Origin of the sequence: Otoolea muris, from assembly GCF_943193115.1 — a bacterium.
In the GTDB taxonomy this organism is placed as follows: Bacteria; Bacillota; Clostridia; order Lachnospirales; family Lachnospiraceae; genus Otoolea; species Otoolea muris.
Window position 1 is genome coordinate 1 of record NZ_CALPCY010000084.1, and the last position, 14,131, is coordinate 14,131.

A 14,131-nucleotide genomic window follows, 5' to 3' on the forward strand; every position below is an offset into this window, starting at 1 on the left:
ATGGGCAAAGTTTATTGGAACATCTGTCAACGCTGTGGTGGATGCCCAGTAAAACGATAATAGCAATTTAACCGAGTAACACGGGTTTACTCAGGTAAATAAAATCTCCCATTTCCTCTATCGCTTTGTATCGCAAAGATTTTGCACAAAGGACGGCATCATTGCCGCCCTTTATCGTTGGAAATTTTTTCTTCGATTGCTTGTAAAATAAATGCCCTGACAGACATCCCACGCTTTTCAGCTTCAGCCACAATAACTTTGTCATAGTATTCTTTCTTCACATCAAGCGGGATCCGCTTCAAATTCTCCCTTGCATATTTTATGCTATATTTTTTCTGCTTTTCATCATATGGCATAGTCCACCTCCTTTTATACCATTATATCATACATTCATAATTACGTACATAATACAAAATGCACAATTTACGTACGTACATTTTGTCTATTCTGTATATTGAAAATTACGTACGTATATTATATAATAGACTTATCAAAGGAACGGAGGACATAGGAAATGACAAGAAAAGATTTAGCAAAAAAGAAAATTGACAGATTGGAAAACATGCAGCAAGCGCTGGAAATGATAAATATCCTTAACTACGATGAATGCTTAGCCGTTCTTAACGGTGTACATAGGATGCCATCCGTAATGCACAAAGCTCTTATAGACAGGGCAAAGTCATTAAAAGGAGTCACTTATGAGCTGATAGTTGCAGGGATACAGGCAATCGTAAATTGTTAGATACCACCCGCCCGGCGGGGATGCGCCGGGAGAAAGAAGGGAAGATATGAAACCATTTGAAATTAAGTATAGGCTTAAGAAATACAAAAGGCGGGTGTATTCCTTAGTTGTAAGGGCAGTAGATGAAAAGGACGCTAAAAGAATTGCTTATAACCGCATTGACAATAGGGTTTTTGAAATAGTATGACTTCATCCCGTCCCTGCCGGGTAATGCAGGGAGAAAGTGAGGAGGATATGATAAGGTCAAAGGCAGACGCATTAGCATTTTTAAAATCACGTAAAGAATTTTCAGATCAAGATTGGATAGAGGGCGAATTTTGGTTTAGGTATGACGGGGTAACAGAGCCGGAATGTCTGCGCCATGATTACACAATCAACCACGAAACAGAGGGAATTATCGGCGTTATGGAAAAAGAAGCTGTTGAGTATGTTTTCAGAAACAGAAAACGGCTGAATAAATTAGAGCAGGCGGCAGGATAACACCTGCCGCCTTTTTTACTATTCCTGCACATCCCAGATCCGCAGGGCCCCATAATCTGTACTGTGCCAGCACGCTCCTTCCAGCGGCCCGCCCGGCGTATTGTCCAGGAAATACCACTCCCCCGGAGCATCTGCCCCCACTACGCTACTGCCGTCCCAGCGCTGCCAGCCGGTCAACATACACCCGTCTTTGCCAAACAGGTACCAGTGATGGTTGATAAGCAGCCATTTATTTGACGCATATGCCCCGTTATCCTCTTTATACCTGTACCGCCCCTGTGCATCCTTTTCCCAGCCCGTTTCAGCGGGCTCTGGGGCTTCCGGGGCCGTTGCTTTGGATGCATAGTCAGGGATGCCGTAGCCCCTGATATACCGTCCGTTTACATCTATCTCCCTGTACTCAACAGCATCGTTTTTATTGCCCTCAATTACCCTGATTTTATCCTCCGATACCGATACCACAATACCGACATGCTCCGGCCAGCCCGCGCAGTCCCCCGCGCCGCTGTCGTCCCAGTCATAAAAGATATAATCCCCCGGCGATGGAATATAAGCATCATCCTCCACCCACCGGCCCATCTTCCGAAACAGTTCGATCATCTGCCCGCATCCGCACTCTGTAGGGATAATGTCTGTATATCCGGCAGCAATGGCCGCGGCTGATCCAAAGGTTGCACACCAGGCGTCTGTGTACTTTACCTTGTATCCCCTGGCGAGGGGAGCATGTCCATTGTAGATGTCTATAATCTCCCTGTGCGATCCGTCTGACTCTTTACGGCCATACCACTGTATCGCAACCGAGACTAACTTTTGCCTTGCCTGCGCTTCTGTTATTTCTCCGCCAGCCTCCCCCATTTTCCCAGAGCAACGTTTGTAAATCTCCTGGCCATAGCCTGCGCGTTTTTGTTTTACCGCTTCAGACTGATCGGCTGGCCTCTCATACTGAGTCAATACAATGTCCGACGCTGCCCTGATATCAACTGCTGTTTTCAGCGCATTAAAGACATCTTTATAGTTTCCCTTCAACTCATAAAGCGCAAATTTAAGCTGCATACCGGCATCGCCGACAGAGCATCCGGAATTCCGTGCAAACTCCAGGAGCTCCTGTTTTCTCGACCAGTACGTCCACTGTGCCAGCCCGTACCCAGCACAGTCCCGGACAAAGTCTGCGTAGCTTCCGGAATCCACCGCCACCGTATAGGTATCGTCTGTAAATCCCAGCTTTTTCTCGTAAATGTTCTGCAGGTTCCGGGGATTCAGCCCGCTTTCGGCCTGGAAATGCCCGAGGAGGGCGGCGGCCCCATGCTCAGACAACCCCTCTGTTACCAGCAAATCAAACATCTGTTTTTCTGTCATGTTATTTCCCCTTTCCGGATCAGAAAAAGCCCAGGCTTTTACACCCAGGCTTTATGGCTGATCATCCTACTGTCCTTTTTCTTCTTTTTCCGGCAGGTCTGTACCAGAACCGGCGTTAGCAGAATCCGTCAGTCCCTCACTGATAATATAAGCCAGCACCGATGCGCCGGCCATAATCAGCGCCGTAACCTGTGCAGCGGTATTTTCTGTTCCTCCTGTTGCTACAATCATCATTGATACAAAAGATGTCACTGCAGTCCAGAACTTCCGGCTTGTAAGTTTTCTTTTCCAGTCAATTTCTTTCATTGATATATAACTCCCCCTCTCACTTAATAAATTGCTTCAATTCCCTGTTTCGTCAGGAATTCCTTCTGCTCATGCTTCACCTTCCGCGCATACTCCAGGGCGCTTTCCGTCTCCCCGTTGGTATGGCCGTTCTTCAGCGCGATAGCGGAAGCTTCCCCCAGGGCTATCGCCGCCCCGATCCCTTTTACCATCAGGTACTCCTGTTTTTCCCGGATCTCTTCCTGTTTTTCCCGGATCTTCTCCCGCTGTTCAATCTTCCGCTGGATAAGCCAGAAACAGAAGCCGCTGATTCCTGACGGGATGCCCGCCGCTATAACCAATGCTGTCAAATCCATCCAGCTCACCCCCTTTCCACAGCCGGATCCTTAACCAGCTTCTTTTCCACAGCCTCTCTCCAGCGGGCGGGCACATCCTCCAGAACCATTTTCCCGGATTTTATCCGCATGACATAAAACGCTACCATTATTCCCCACCTCCCATCATGCCGGCCAGCTCTTCGATCGCCCCGTCCTGGACTTCCTGTCCCTCCTCCAGGGCCTCCAACCGCCTTTCCTCCGCCGTTTTCTCACGGACGTTAAAGATTGTATGTATTGCCCCATCCGCGGCCACAGTGGACGTTTCAGACACCAGCAAAAGGTTATTGTAATTCCCGACCACAAGCCCGGAGCCGTTGAGGATCTGCGCCTGTGCGAGGTTGGCATCGGTCAGTTTTCCCCAGACAGCCAGCATGTCCTCCCGGCTGGCCAATGTGACCTGCAGGGCCCCAAGGCTGGCCCCCGCATCTAGGACGATTTCCGTCCCATCCTTTAATAACAGTCTGTCTTTATTCATTTCAGACTCCTTTCCGCGCATCCTGCGCTTTTTAATTTTGTTGGTTACATTTTTACCGGAATAAACGTTTATAATTTAGAAGGCCCTCTTATATGACAAGGGAATGAAATAATTACAAAAGGGCGGCGCATGGAGATTCCGCTCCCACTAAGCCCCGCCCGTCTAACTCGGTTAAATTGCTATTTTTTTGTTATTGCGAAGCTGCTACGGAATTAATGGATGTTCCAACAAACTTTGCCCACTCTTGATTCATTACAGCTCTTACGTATATCCCATTAACATCGGCTTTATCTGGCAAATATATTTGCAAAGATGCAAAAGTTGGGTTATATGACTCCATGTCAAAAGTAACCAGAATCCCATATGTATATGCACCCAAAGGAGCGCCAATATATTTTTGAGGGCTTGACGAATTAAACCATATCGGAGATAAAATAATACCTTTCCCATAGTTTTTTGCATTTACCTCATTCCAATTTGGAGGAATTGGCGCAAACCTGATTTTGGCCTCGCCATTTAACCGAGTAATCTCATCCATCAGAGTTTTCCCATACGCCGCATCCAGGAAAAATTTCCCCGGCTCCGTACACAGCCCGTTATTGACCAGATGCTTCCGCATCTCCCCCAGTGTCACTAACCCCATCAGCGCAGCTTTTATATTGCTCAGTATGTTACCCGTTTTCCCTTTGCTCCGGATATTTGCCAGCGCAGTCTCCACAGACGGCGCAGGGGTATCGCCTGTGTAATCCTCAAACGTGGCCGTCGTTTCCCCTGCCTCTCCCCCGTCTGCCGTCACCTTTTCTTTTTTTAGCGTCTCCAGCCAGCGTTTCATTCCGCCCAGTATCCCTTTTACGGATCCCCCGGGCTCCAGTTCCGGGTATTTTATTTCCGCTCCCGGCGTTTCAAACCCGGCTACTGCCTCCGATATGTCGCCGCCCTCGGAGTCGGTCTTTTTCCCCAGCTCCCGCTGGAAAACCTCCATGGTAACCTGGCTTAAGGGGTTGATGGTTGCCGTGATGTCCGCAGCCTCCCCGACAACGACGTGCATTTTAATCTGTACGGTCTTTGCGCGCCCGTTTTCCTCCGGCATGATGTAGTTCGGATCTTCCGATAAATCTACATACGCATACAGGATTTCCCCGCGGTCTGGATCCATTGCAAAAAGGCCAACCTCTGTCATGACAAAACCGCTTGTTATCCCCGCGTTTGTGATCTGCATCACGACAAAGGCGTCGTCCGTCTCCTGGTCATACCCGTAATCCGCGATCATCCCGTCCATTTTGTAGCTGACCAGGTGCATGAGCTGGGCGGGATCCGTCCCGTCCGGTACAATTCCCGTCCCCACCTTTACGCCTGTAAATTCCAACTGCTCCGCCCCCGACGCCAGCCTGGCGAGGAGCTGCAGCCCCCTGGTTGTAATGACTGTCCGATCTGTCATCGTTTTATCCCTCCTGACAATATTTCCTCTGTTACCAGCATATCTGCTGCGGATGCCGCCCCGATCCGCATGGCTGCGGTTCCGTCCCGGTTGATTTTTCCGCCTGCCCGGATCTCTTCTGATATCCGGGAATCCGGGATTGTCCCAGAGCTTATACGCGCCTGCGTTTCGATGTCCCTGTGTACTCTTCTGGCTTTAATCTCATACTCCACAAACTCCGTGGTAAGCGCCCCTGCATATGCTTTTATCCCCTGCTCAAATTCCTGGCGGTGCTCCAGCGTAAAGGCCGTATGGGACTGCTTTAACCGCGAAAGCATCTCTTCCAGGCTCCCGTAATCCACGCGGCTGTTGGTGCCATGCTCCCGTAGCGTGACATGGAACACATTTGGATGCGGCGGCTGATAGCCATAAATCCCCGGATCATGACAGTCCGCCACATGGATTTCCAGATCCGTCACGGCGGCAAGATAACTTTCCATCCGGTATGGAGTCATCGGCGGCCGGTAATCCCGTTTCTCGTAGATTCTCCTTCTGCGCTCCTCATATGTAAGGTTCAGGCGGATCGGGAGCCCCCACTTAATCTCGTGGTACATAAGCCCCCAGGTGGCCGTTTCAGGAAAAAACTGGTACGGCAGTTCTTCCGCCATTTCCCGCGCTTTGTCATATTCCATCCCCATTACCTGATAAATCCATTTTCCAACATAGGACTTATCATAAAATCCATCTGATACATAGCTGAGCATTTTCTTTGCGCTCTCGCTTGCCGGGAAATTCTCCAAATCAAATTTTTCCAAAGGATCACTCCCTCCCCTGGCTGAAATCAAGCGTACCGGTTTCCGGGTATTCCTCCTGTTCCAGACAAATATTTTTCATCTCCCCGTTGATAAAAAATTCCTTAAAATCCGTCACACCTGCAATATCCGCAATAATCGGGCGCACATCATTGTATCTTAAGATCCCCTGCTCTTTTGCGGATACATAGACCGTTTTCACCGCTGACGCAAAATCAGCCCGGATCTGCTCCAGGCCGGTTGTATCATCGAACAGCAGTCCGGTAATCGTAAAATCAACCGTTACCGTTGCAGCCGGCACGCATACCAGCCTGGCGCATGCAGTCGGTAAAAGCCTCCGGCTCCGGTCATCCGGCGATACAATGTAATTATATACATCCTGCACCAGCTCCCCGTTTGCCGGCTGCCCGTTCCCGTCCACCAGGGCCAGCCTGACCGTACCGGGGCCCTCGGCCGCCGGGATCACAATACAGTCACCCGCGCCCGCTTCCCGGGCCCAGCGGATAAAGTCGCTGTCATTTCCCAGGAATGTCCGCCTGCTTTCGTATTCCGCTGCGATCCGGTCATAGAAGCCATCGTTGTTCTCCCGCTCTGTGCCGCCGCGGATGGGCTCCGGGTTGTTTACTTCCCGGATATTTTTGTCCGGCTTTACCATGAGCGTCACTGTATTGGCGGCTACATTGGATCCGGTCCCGCTTTCTAACGCCGATACAGGGATCATGGCGGTTCCGTCCTCGCCTATAACCGTATCCTCTGACGCGGCAAATTCGATGGAAGGCCCGCAATCTGTCGCAGGTGTGCAGAACACAGTACCCGCCGCAATGGTTGTCCCCGTCGTGCCTGATATCTGTACGGCCCCTGACGCCCGTCCGGGTGGATGGCGTATAAGCTGTACCTGGCGGCCGTGCAGATCCAGCCATTCGTCCCATGCGTACTGGGGGAACGCCACCATGATTGCCCTTACCAGATGATAATTGATAAATTCATCCTTTTCCAGCGCCGCCGGCCTGGTAAAATCATAAGGGAAACCGCCCGGCATATCATCGATATCGTCCGGGAGGGCCCGCATCATCCGTTCATGGATTTCGTCCGCGCTGTTATGCTTAATAAAATCAGGCATAATAAATTCCGGCTGCATCTCTTTCCCCCTTATACTGTGATCAGAACCCCTTCGTCCCACTCCACCCCTGTAACCAGGAAGGAGCAGCGCATGGTATCGCCGTCCCATGAGAAATCAAATTCCCCGACTTCCTTTGTCCTGGGATTTACCATAAGCGCTTCTGTGATCGTCCTTTGTACCATGGACTCAACCGTTTTTTCATCGTCGTCGTCCATGGCCCGCTCCATCTCCGTCCCGATGGAATCCGGATAGGCAAGGCAGCGGTAACGCTCCGTCTGAGCAATCTTAAAACACCAAATGGCATACGCCTCCTTCCCGCCGCACTCCACCACGCGGTTCGCACCGTCCCTGACAAAATCGCCGGCTTCCGGATCCCATTTTGCGCTCCTCCTGTAACGGGTGTCATAGCCCGCCCGTTCTGTTTTAAATTCCGGCACTTCCACCACCGGAAACAGCTTCCCCGCCATTTTTCCACCGCCCCCTCCTTACGAATTCGTGATAATATCCACAACCACCGCCTCGCTCTGCACCCAGGCTACCAGTACCCGGTCGCCCGGCTTTATGGCCGGAGGGGCGACGGTATGGGAGTGCCCCCCGCTTATCTCAAACGACAGCCCGCCGACATGCCTGCACACCGAATACTGCCCTTTGGGAAGCGGCACAGGGAATGTGTCGGTCCGGAGGCTCCCGTCCCCCTGTATCTCCCCAAAGTCCAGTATGAGGGGAGATCTGTTTTCCGCCTTCATGCGCTGGCTTAGCACATTTGCCAGCTTATTGATTCCCGGGTTTCCGTTAAATCCTTCCATGGCGGCCTCCTGCCTTTTAATCAAACGTCCCGTCGTCCACCCACCCATACACATTGCTGGCGCTGTCCGTATGGATCAGATGCCACGGGTGCGCCCCGCCGGATCCGTCCTTTTCCGTAATCCTTGCCTGCCCGGCCCGGGCGCTGTATCCTTTTGCGCCGGGATAGCTACTGATATAATGGGTCCCGCCGTGGAAATTCACGGTATCGCCCACTTGATACTCTTTCTTTTCCTGCCCGTCTTCTCCTGGTTCCTCTTCTGCTTCCGGCTCCGGTTCCGGTTCTGCATACTCCAGATCCATGATCATGCTGCACGCGTCCGCATTATGGCGGATGCTTTTTACGTAGTAATAGCCCGATATGGAGCCGCTCATGATATAGGCCAGATCGCCTTTGCGGATAAAGGGGACATCCGGGCTCTGTACCGACATATCCCTCCGGATTTTTCCCTCGTTGTTAAGGATTTCCTGCGCCGCCGACTTTGCCGCTTCTACCGTCTCATCCGATCCCCGGCTGTAGATGCGCTGCCGGATGCCGTATTCGGTCCGGCCTTCCACCGTTGCCTCCACACTCCGCCTCCCATCGCCGTCCGCCTGTCCCACGACCTTTACGCGGGTGATAAGATCCGCTGTGCTGATGGACTGGTTAAATGACTGGGTGTTGTCCTCTTTAAATACATATACGGTTTCATTCCCGCCTTTGGGGAGCACCTGGATATATCCTTTCTCTTCCCTTACAATACACGGCTCCCCGCCTTTTTTCGCCGCGTCGTCCAGAATCTCCCGGATGATGTCTGAAAGGAACCGGTTATTATAAGCCATTTTTCCGTGCGCCACATCCGGCCCTTTATACTCCCCCTGCGGCATTTCCCAGTCGTTAAAGATTGCCTGGACGGCGGATTTTGTCCCTGTGCCGGATGGGTAAAACCTGTTTTCCTGGCTTGCCTGGAGTTTATAAAGCCCGTCGTAGCACGTACAGCGCAATTCGTTTGCCCCGTTCTTTTCCACCGCCTCCCACGTCTCCACGGTTCCCCTGGCTGCCTCCCCGTCAAGGGAGCCTCCGTCTGATGCAAAGATGCCCACCAGGCACCCCGGCCGGATCAGTCCGGACAGGTATCCTTTTGATGTCTCATCGTTCCTGGCTGTAAAGGAGGAGCGCAGGGAAAGCTCGTTTTCTCCCTCCTCCCAGCCCAGGTTCCGGACATAATCGGTGATGTTGTACTGGTTCCCGTTCCCGTCCATAACCACTACACGGTATGTAATCTTTGATAAATCAATCATCCGTTACCCTCATTTTTACGCGGGGATCGTCAATGTGGTCCCGGGATAAATCCAGTGCCCGCGGTCAGACCCCGGCTTGCCATGTTTCTTCGCCTCTGCCTCAATCGTGTCGGCGTTTGCGTCATAAATGGCCGGCCACTTTGAGCCGGAGCCAAGTTTTTCGGCTGCAATCCTCCAGAGCGTATCGCCGCTCTTTACGGTATAGCTTCCCCCGGAAGCAGTTCCCTCCCCGCCGTCCTCCCTCTCCGCTGTCTTTTTTACAAACGCCGCGATCTGGAGTTCATCGGTTGTGTAAATCCGCAGCGTCTTTTTCTGGACAAAGGTAATGGAGTATTCAATATTCCCATACGCCCCCACAGGCCGGGGCTGGAAGGAGGAGATTGTAACGTCTGCGTTAATCCATGTCTCTGTGACAATCAGGTTTAAAACGGTCCCGTTCTTTAAATAGCGGTTCAGGATTTTAACGCATTCCTCCGGCTCCTTCCACTGGTTCTTTTTTACAATCGGCTCCCGCCTTTTGGCTCTCCCGAAGAAAACGCCGTCCCAGGAAAATTCCGCCGCGTCCGTCCCTTTTGGCACTTTCACCGCCCCTTTGGACAGGATATCAAAGCTCTGGTACCGCGCCCCATATTTACCCTGAATCTTTTCCGGCAGGGCCGGGAACGTAAAACGGGAGCCGCCCCCGGCCGGGATCAGTTTGATATTCATTTCTCAGGCCCCCTTTACCGGCATGTTGGAGAAAATCTCTATAAGTGTCCTGGCAACCTGGCCGCTTACCTGATCGGATATCTCCTCCATGTGGCGCATGACTGCCTGTATGATGCTTTCTTCACTCTGTCCGTCCCCGTTCTGTATGGTAAACTCCGGGGACAGATTAACCGTTATGTGGACTTCCGGCGTTCCTGTGCCGTCTGGGGCGCCCGTTGCAGGTACAGGGACATACGGCTGTACCTGCTCCCCGCTGACATCCCCGTCCATGCTTTCGCTATAAGATGCAGGGATGTCCCCGTCCGGTGTGCTGTATAAATCAATACCGCGGGGCACAGAACCGCCCGCATAACCGCCCGCCGCGAATGCAGGAACCCCAAGCGCAGCCCCCGCCTGCTCAAATAAGTCCAGCGCCCTTGCCCGCCTGCTCGGGTTCGTGGGGATCACAAACTCCCCATATCCTTCTTCAGCCAGCCAGGAGAGCTGGGGCCCGCCGCTGACATAACCGCCGGCTGCATGGGCTGTGACGCTTAAGCTGGCGCTGCCGGAGGCCCCGTTCCCGGTTACGTTAAATGTTTTAGACGGGTTTGCTACCTGATAATCCAGCGTCACATGCACCGGCATGGTTGTGCTTACCCCTGCGCCGAAAGCGGAATCCACCGCCGCGTCTGTGTTTGATTTAAGCGTATCCACAGCGGAATGGATCTCCGACAGGTCCGCATCCAGGATCGCCGCCCCTACCCCGCTGCTCACCGCCGCCCCGGCCCCGGTATACCCGGATTCCGCGAGGGCTGCCGCAAGCCCGAGTTCCACAGCGCCGCTGATACCGGACCAGTCCAGCGTATTCATTTGCCCCGCAAGGCTTTCCGCCAGCCTGGATGGGATTGTCTCCGCTGTGGCCTGCAGAAGCTCCCCTACGGCGGTCTGCGTCTCTGCACTGAGGCTTTCCAGGCCGAACCAGGAGGAAATCTGTTCGCTTGTCCACTCCGCCGGCTCCGGGGAAATATCCAGGGCGCGCCCCATCGCCTCTGACAGTTTCTGTCCTGTCGTCCCCTCTATCTCCGGGAGGATCCCGTCCAGGGCCGTCCCGTATGCCTCTGCAATCGTATCCAGTTGGAAGGACTCCACCCGTACCTGCAAATCTTCAAGCTGGCTGTTGTACCCCTCTTCAATCTGCGTTCTCAATTCATCGTATTGGCTCTGGTCAATGGCCCCTTCGGATAGTTGCAGCTTTAAGCCTGTAAGCCCCACCTCCAGCGCCTTATCATAATCCGCTGTCATGGCCGATACGTTTGCCGCAAGCTCTTCCTGTAACTGCACAAAGGTTTCGGAGTCAAGACGAGCCCCTCCATAGCGGATTTTAAGTGCTTCAAGTTTCGCTTCGCCCTGTGCATCTGACACTTTTTGCGTAATCTCCGCAACCTGATCCTGCAGCGCGGCGATAGCTGACGCCTCATCCATCTCGTAGTCAATCCCCCCGATATGGATCGTAAGCATATCCTTTGTAGAGAGAGCCCCGTCAGAAAGGGCCTCAGATAACGCACGGTCCAGTTCAGCGCCCGCTTCGTCAATCTGCGACTGGATGCCTCCGTACATGGTATCAAGTCCCCCAGTAACGTTTTCACTGTTTTCCGCTCCTACAAGCAGGCCGACAGAAAGAGTGGCCTCGTAATGTTTATTCCGCACATAGCCCTTTGCCTCTGCAACCATGGAATCCACGGCTGCTTTATAGGCGTCCATTTCGCTTTCCGGCATCTCTGTCCCGAGAGCTGCAGTCCAGTTCAGCCGGCCCATCTCCTGAAGCGTGTTTTTCAGGGAGGAAAGGCTTGTTTCGGATGTCTCAAGGGCCGCTGAAAAAGCCTCCAGGCTTTCTTTCTGGCTGTTGAATACAATGTCAGAAGCGGCCTCTTTAATCTCTGCAAGCGAGAGCTTCATGCCGCCAAAGTGGCTTTTTAAGTTAGCGCCCACCGCCTCCTGGAACATGATCCCAAGCTGCCCTGCGCTGATCTCTGTATCATGGATGGCGTCATTCAGCGCTTTTGTCTCAAAAACTGCATCGTTAATAGAGAATCCAGTGAGTTCAAAAAATTTCTGCGCCTTCTCAGCCTCCGCCTGCATCTCGTTTGCCTTTTCCTGGTACTCCTCCTTTACCTTGTTCCCCTGTATCCATCCGGCGATGCCCCCGATCCCTGCCCCGGCCAGTGTGCCAACCCCCGGTAAAATCAGGGTGCCGATTGCGGCCCCGGCTGCCACGCCGCCCGCTTTATAAAGGCCCGAAGCTGAATAAGCGCTTTTCTCGTCCCAGTCTTCCGATTTATATGCCTTATTCATATCTGCAAAGCCGGAAAGCAGGGACAAGCCGCCGGCAAGCCCTCCTGCGCCGGCAAGCGCAGCCATCCCGCCGGACATGGTTCCCGCTGTACTGCCAAAATATAAACCAGCCATATTGCCAGGGTTCAGTGCATACCCTATATTGGCCAGCCCTCCCAGAAGCCCGCTGCCGCCCACCATAGCATTTCCGGCCGAGCCAATCAGGGAGCCTGCCAGGGATGTGCCGACCGCTACACCTGCTGATGTACCCGCTGCTGCGCCTGTACCAAATAATCCTCTTCCAATAGCCGCAGCTCCTTTTCCTATGTCAATAAACGGGAGCGCTATTTTTCCCAGCATAACTGCCGACATTACCGACGATAACCCCGGGGCCTCCCCTCCCGGGAGAAGCTTCCCGGCGCTGGAGAGCATATTTTTAAAGCCATCCCAGAGCTTCCCGGATATGGATTCAAAATCAAATCCTTCAGAAAATCCTTTTGCAAAGGAGGCCCCGATACTTGCCCCCTCATCCAGTGTTTTCCCCAGGTCGATCCCCAGGAGGGCCGTAATGCCAGTTCTAAGGCCGGCGCCGATCCCGGAGCCGATATCCTGCGCAAAGCCCGCGAACCTCGCCCTGCCTGTGCCGGCCCACCACTCGGAAAACGGCTTTTCTATGAATTCATCCCAGGCGATTTTTGTTTTTCCCAAAAAGCCTGCGTCCTGCCACTCCTGCGTGGCGGTTATTTCTTTAAACCGCCCCTGCATCCGCTCAACCTGTATGTCGATACGATCCATAAATTCGCCAATCCCCTGCTCGATCCCGGGCATCTGGGCAGTTAGCCAGTCTGCAAGGCCTCTTATATAGGGCGACAGCCTCTCGCCGGCGGACAGTTTTACCCCGTCCGCAGCGCTCTGGAGCAGCGTAAGGGAGCCCTTTAAGTTGTCCAGCATGGTTCCTGCCATCCTCGCAGAGGCCCCGTCGGCATGGCTGACCGCCTCTGCAAGTTTGTCATAGTCTTTTTCTGTGGCGTTGACGATGGCCAGCATCCCGGCCATGGCGTCTTTCCCGAATATCTGGGTGGCGGCCGCCACCTGTTCTGTTTCGGTGAGATCCCCGAGGCTTTCGCGCAGGTTGTCCAGGACACCCTTTAGCGTTTTCATCTGCCCGCCGCTTTTGGTCAGGCTGATTCCGTATTCCTTCATAGCGGCTGCCATTGTATCGGTTGGGGAAGCCATGTTGGCCAGGGCTGTTTTTAAGGACGTGCCGGCCATGGAACCTTTAACGCTGGCATTAGCCATCAGGCCGAGCGCCAGGGAGACGTCCTCCACGCTGTATTTCATCGCGCCCGCCACCGGAGCGATATATTTAAAGCTTTCACCAAGCATCCCGACGTTTGTATTTGCATTTGAGGACGCCTGGGCGAGCACGTCCGCAAAATGGCCTGAATCGGATGCTGACAGCCCGAACGCGGTTAATGCGTCGGTTACGATATCAGATGTTGTCGCAAGGCTTTCCCCCGAAGCCGCCGCCAGGCTGAGGATCCCTTCAATGCCGTCCAGCATATCGCCGGTTTTCCAGCCGGCCATGGCCATGTAGTTAAACGCCTCCGCTGACTCCTCTGCGGTGAATTTTGTGCCGGCCCCCATCTCCTTTGCCTTATCCGTAAGGCGTCCCATCTCTGAGCCCGTGGCCCCGCTGATGGCCTGCACCTGTGACATGGCGGCCTCAAAACCTTTATATGTATCGACCGTATCTTTAAGCCCGATACTGATCCCAAGGACCGCCCCCGCCTGGAAGAGGGGATTTTTTAATATGTTTAAAATCCCCCTCACAGGGGAGGAGACCAGATCCACGGCGCGCATGGTAACGCTCCAGGATTTTCCTGTAAAGCCCCGGAGCCCGTTTCCGAGGGTGGTAAGGAGCGGCGTGATTTTATCCTTTGCTTCAAGGAGGATCTCATACT

17 protein-coding genes are annotated in these 14,131 nt (G+C 53.2%); 3 read left to right on the plus strand and 14 right to left on the minus strand.

Annotated elements, in window-relative coordinates:
• Nucleotides 1-158 precede the first annotated feature (158 nt).
• Entirely contained in the window at nt 159-356 is a 198-nt protein-coding gene (locus tag NFS31_RS24985) for a hypothetical protein (RefSeq protein WP_160229348.1), read from the minus strand.
• Between the two features lie 158 nt (nt 357-514).
• On the opposite strand from NFS31_RS24985, the gene NFS31_RS24990 reads away from it, so the two are divergent.
• The 3 genes from NFS31_RS24990 to NFS31_RS25000 are packed head-to-tail and all read left to right on the plus strand — an operon-like array spanning nt 515 to nt 1,222.
• The gene (locus tag NFS31_RS24990) at nt 515-742 is read left to right on the plus strand and encodes a hypothetical protein (RefSeq protein ID WP_160229349.1); all 228 of its coding nucleotides are present in this window, start codon (nt 515-517) and stop codon (nt 740-742) included.
• A gap of 46 nt (nt 743-788) precedes the next feature.
• The gene (locus tag NFS31_RS24995; protein WP_251501286.1) at nt 789-929 is read left to right on the plus strand and encodes a hypothetical protein; all 141 of its coding nucleotides are present in this window, start codon (nt 789-791) and stop codon (nt 927-929) included.
• Nucleotides 930-976: 47 nt separating this feature from the next.
• Nucleotides 977-1,222 (plus strand): hypothetical protein, encoded by a 246-nt coding sequence (locus NFS31_RS25000; RefSeq protein WP_251501290.1) that lies wholly within the window; start codon nt 977-979, stop codon nt 1,220-1,222.
• Nucleotides 1,223-1,240: 18 nt separating this feature from the next.
• Here NFS31_RS25000 and NFS31_RS25005 read toward each other — a convergent pair whose 3' ends face one another.
• The 13 genes from NFS31_RS25005 to NFS31_RS25065 form a co-directional block, all read right to left on the minus strand.
• A complete protein-coding gene (locus NFS31_RS25005) occupies nt 1,241-2,578 on the minus strand; it encodes a phage tail tip lysozyme (protein WP_251501294.1) in 1,338 nt (445 codons plus the stop codon).
• Nucleotides 2,579-2,644: 66 nt separating this feature from the next.
• Nucleotides 2,645-2,884, minus strand: coding sequence for a hypothetical protein (locus NFS31_RS25010; protein ID WP_160229207.1), 240 nt, complete (start codon nt 2,882-2,884; stop codon nt 2,645-2,647).
• 23 nt (nt 2,885-2,907) lie between these two features.
• The gene (locus tag NFS31_RS25015; RefSeq protein ID WP_160229206.1) at nt 2,908-3,219 is read right to left on the minus strand and encodes a serine/threonine protein kinase; all 312 of its coding nucleotides are present in this window, start codon (nt 3,217-3,219) and stop codon (nt 2,908-2,910) included.
• 5 nt (nt 3,220-3,224) lie between these two features.
• Nucleotides 3,225-3,347, minus strand: a complete 123-nt coding sequence (locus tag NFS31_RS25020) for a CD1375 family protein (protein WP_251501299.1) — start codon at nt 3,345-3,347, stop codon at nt 3,225-3,227.
• The gene (locus NFS31_RS25025; protein ID WP_160229205.1) at nt 3,347-3,715 is read right to left on the minus strand and encodes a hypothetical protein; all 369 of its coding nucleotides are present in this window, start codon (nt 3,713-3,715) and stop codon (nt 3,347-3,349) included. Before NFS31_RS25025 ends, NFS31_RS25020 begins: the two co-directional genes overlap by 1 nt.
• A gap of 190 nt (nt 3,716-3,905) precedes the next feature.
• Nucleotides 3,906-5,153, minus strand: coding sequence for a phage tail-collar fiber domain-containing protein (locus NFS31_RS25030; protein WP_251501302.1), 1,248 nt, complete (start codon nt 5,151-5,153; stop codon nt 3,906-3,908).
• Nucleotides 5,150-5,947, minus strand: coding sequence for a putative phage tail protein (locus NFS31_RS25035; protein ID WP_160228580.1), 798 nt, complete (start codon nt 5,945-5,947; stop codon nt 5,150-5,152). The genes NFS31_RS25030 and NFS31_RS25035 overlap by 4 nt, the downstream gene beginning before the upstream one ends.
• A 4-nt stretch (nt 5,948-5,951) precedes the next feature.
• Nucleotides 5,952-7,082, minus strand: coding sequence for a baseplate J/gp47 family protein (locus NFS31_RS25040; protein ID WP_160228581.1), 1,131 nt, complete (start codon nt 7,080-7,082; stop codon nt 5,952-5,954).
• Nucleotides 7,083-7,093: 11 nt separating this feature from the next.
• A complete protein-coding gene (locus tag NFS31_RS25045; RefSeq protein WP_160228582.1) occupies nt 7,094-7,531 on the minus strand; it encodes a DUF2634 domain-containing protein in 438 nt (145 codons plus the stop codon).
• 18 nt (nt 7,532-7,549) lie between these two features.
• On the minus strand, nt 7,550-7,870 hold the full coding sequence (locus NFS31_RS25050) for a hypothetical protein (protein ID WP_160228583.1): 321 nt from the start codon (nt 7,868-7,870) through the stop codon (nt 7,550-7,552).
• A 16-nt stretch (nt 7,871-7,886) separates the two neighbouring features.
• Nucleotides 7,887-9,149, minus strand: coding sequence for an XkdQ/YqbQ family protein (locus tag NFS31_RS25055; RefSeq protein ID WP_160228584.1), 1,263 nt, complete (start codon nt 9,147-9,149; stop codon nt 7,887-7,889).
• 15 nt (nt 9,150-9,164) lie between these two features.
• Nucleotides 9,165-9,857, minus strand: coding sequence for a LysM peptidoglycan-binding domain-containing protein (locus NFS31_RS25060; RefSeq protein ID WP_160228585.1), 693 nt, complete (start codon nt 9,855-9,857; stop codon nt 9,165-9,167).
• A gap of 3 nt (nt 9,858-9,860) precedes the next feature.
• On the minus strand, nt 9,861-14,131 hold a 4,271-nt coding region (locus NFS31_RS25065), incomplete at its 5' end, for a phage tail tape measure protein (protein ID WP_331482873.1).

Coding starts and splice junctions, on each gene's coding strand:
- NFS31_RS25000 (WP_251501290.1), top strand. CDS start 977: ATGATAAGGTCAAAGGCAGACGCATTAGCATTTTTAAAATCACGTAAA.
- NFS31_RS25015 (WP_160229206.1), bottom strand. CDS start 3,219: ATGGATTTGACAGCATTGGTTATAGCGGCGGGCATCCCGTCAGGAATC.
- NFS31_RS25055 (WP_160228584.1), bottom strand. CDS start 9,149: ATGATTGATTTATCAAAGATTACATACCGTGTAGTGGTTATGGACGGG.
- NFS31_RS24985 (WP_160229348.1), bottom strand. CDS start 356: ATGCCATATGATGAAAAGCAGAAAAAATATAGCATAAAATATGCAAGG.
- NFS31_RS25010 (WP_160229207.1), bottom strand. CDS start 2,884: ATGAAAGAAATTGACTGGAAAAGAAAACTTACAAGCCGGAAGTTCTGG.
- NFS31_RS24995 (WP_251501286.1), top strand. CDS start 789: ATGAAACCATTTGAAATTAAGTATAGGCTTAAGAAATACAAAAGGCGG.
- NFS31_RS25030 (WP_251501302.1), bottom strand. CDS start 5,153: ATGACAGATCGGACAGTCATTACAACCAGGGGGCTGCAGCTCCTCGCC.
- NFS31_RS25045 (WP_160228582.1), bottom strand. CDS start 7,531: ATGGCGGGGAAGCTGTTTCCGGTGGTGGAAGTGCCGGAATTTAAAACA.
- NFS31_RS25040 (WP_160228581.1), bottom strand. CDS start 7,082: ATGCAGCCGGAATTTATTATGCCTGATTTTATTAAGCATAACAGCGCG.
- NFS31_RS25005 (WP_251501294.1), bottom strand. CDS start 2,578: ATGACAGAAAAACAGATGTTTGATTTGCTGGTAACAGAGGGGTTGTCT.
- NFS31_RS25060 (WP_160228585.1), bottom strand. CDS start 9,857: ATGAATATCAAACTGATCCCGGCCGGGGGCGGCTCCCGTTTTACGTTC.
- NFS31_RS25050 (WP_160228583.1), bottom strand. CDS start 7,870: ATGGAAGGATTTAACGGAAACCCGGGAATCAATAAGCTGGCAAATGTG.
- NFS31_RS25020 (WP_251501299.1), bottom strand. CDS start 3,347: ATGGTAGCGTTTTATGTCATGCGGATAAAATCCGGGAAAATGGTTCTG.
- NFS31_RS24990 (WP_160229349.1), top strand. CDS start 515: ATGACAAGAAAAGATTTAGCAAAAAAGAAAATTGACAGATTGGAAAAC.
- NFS31_RS25025 (WP_160229205.1), bottom strand. CDS start 3,715: ATGAATAAAGACAGACTGTTATTAAAGGATGGGACGGAAATCGTCCTA.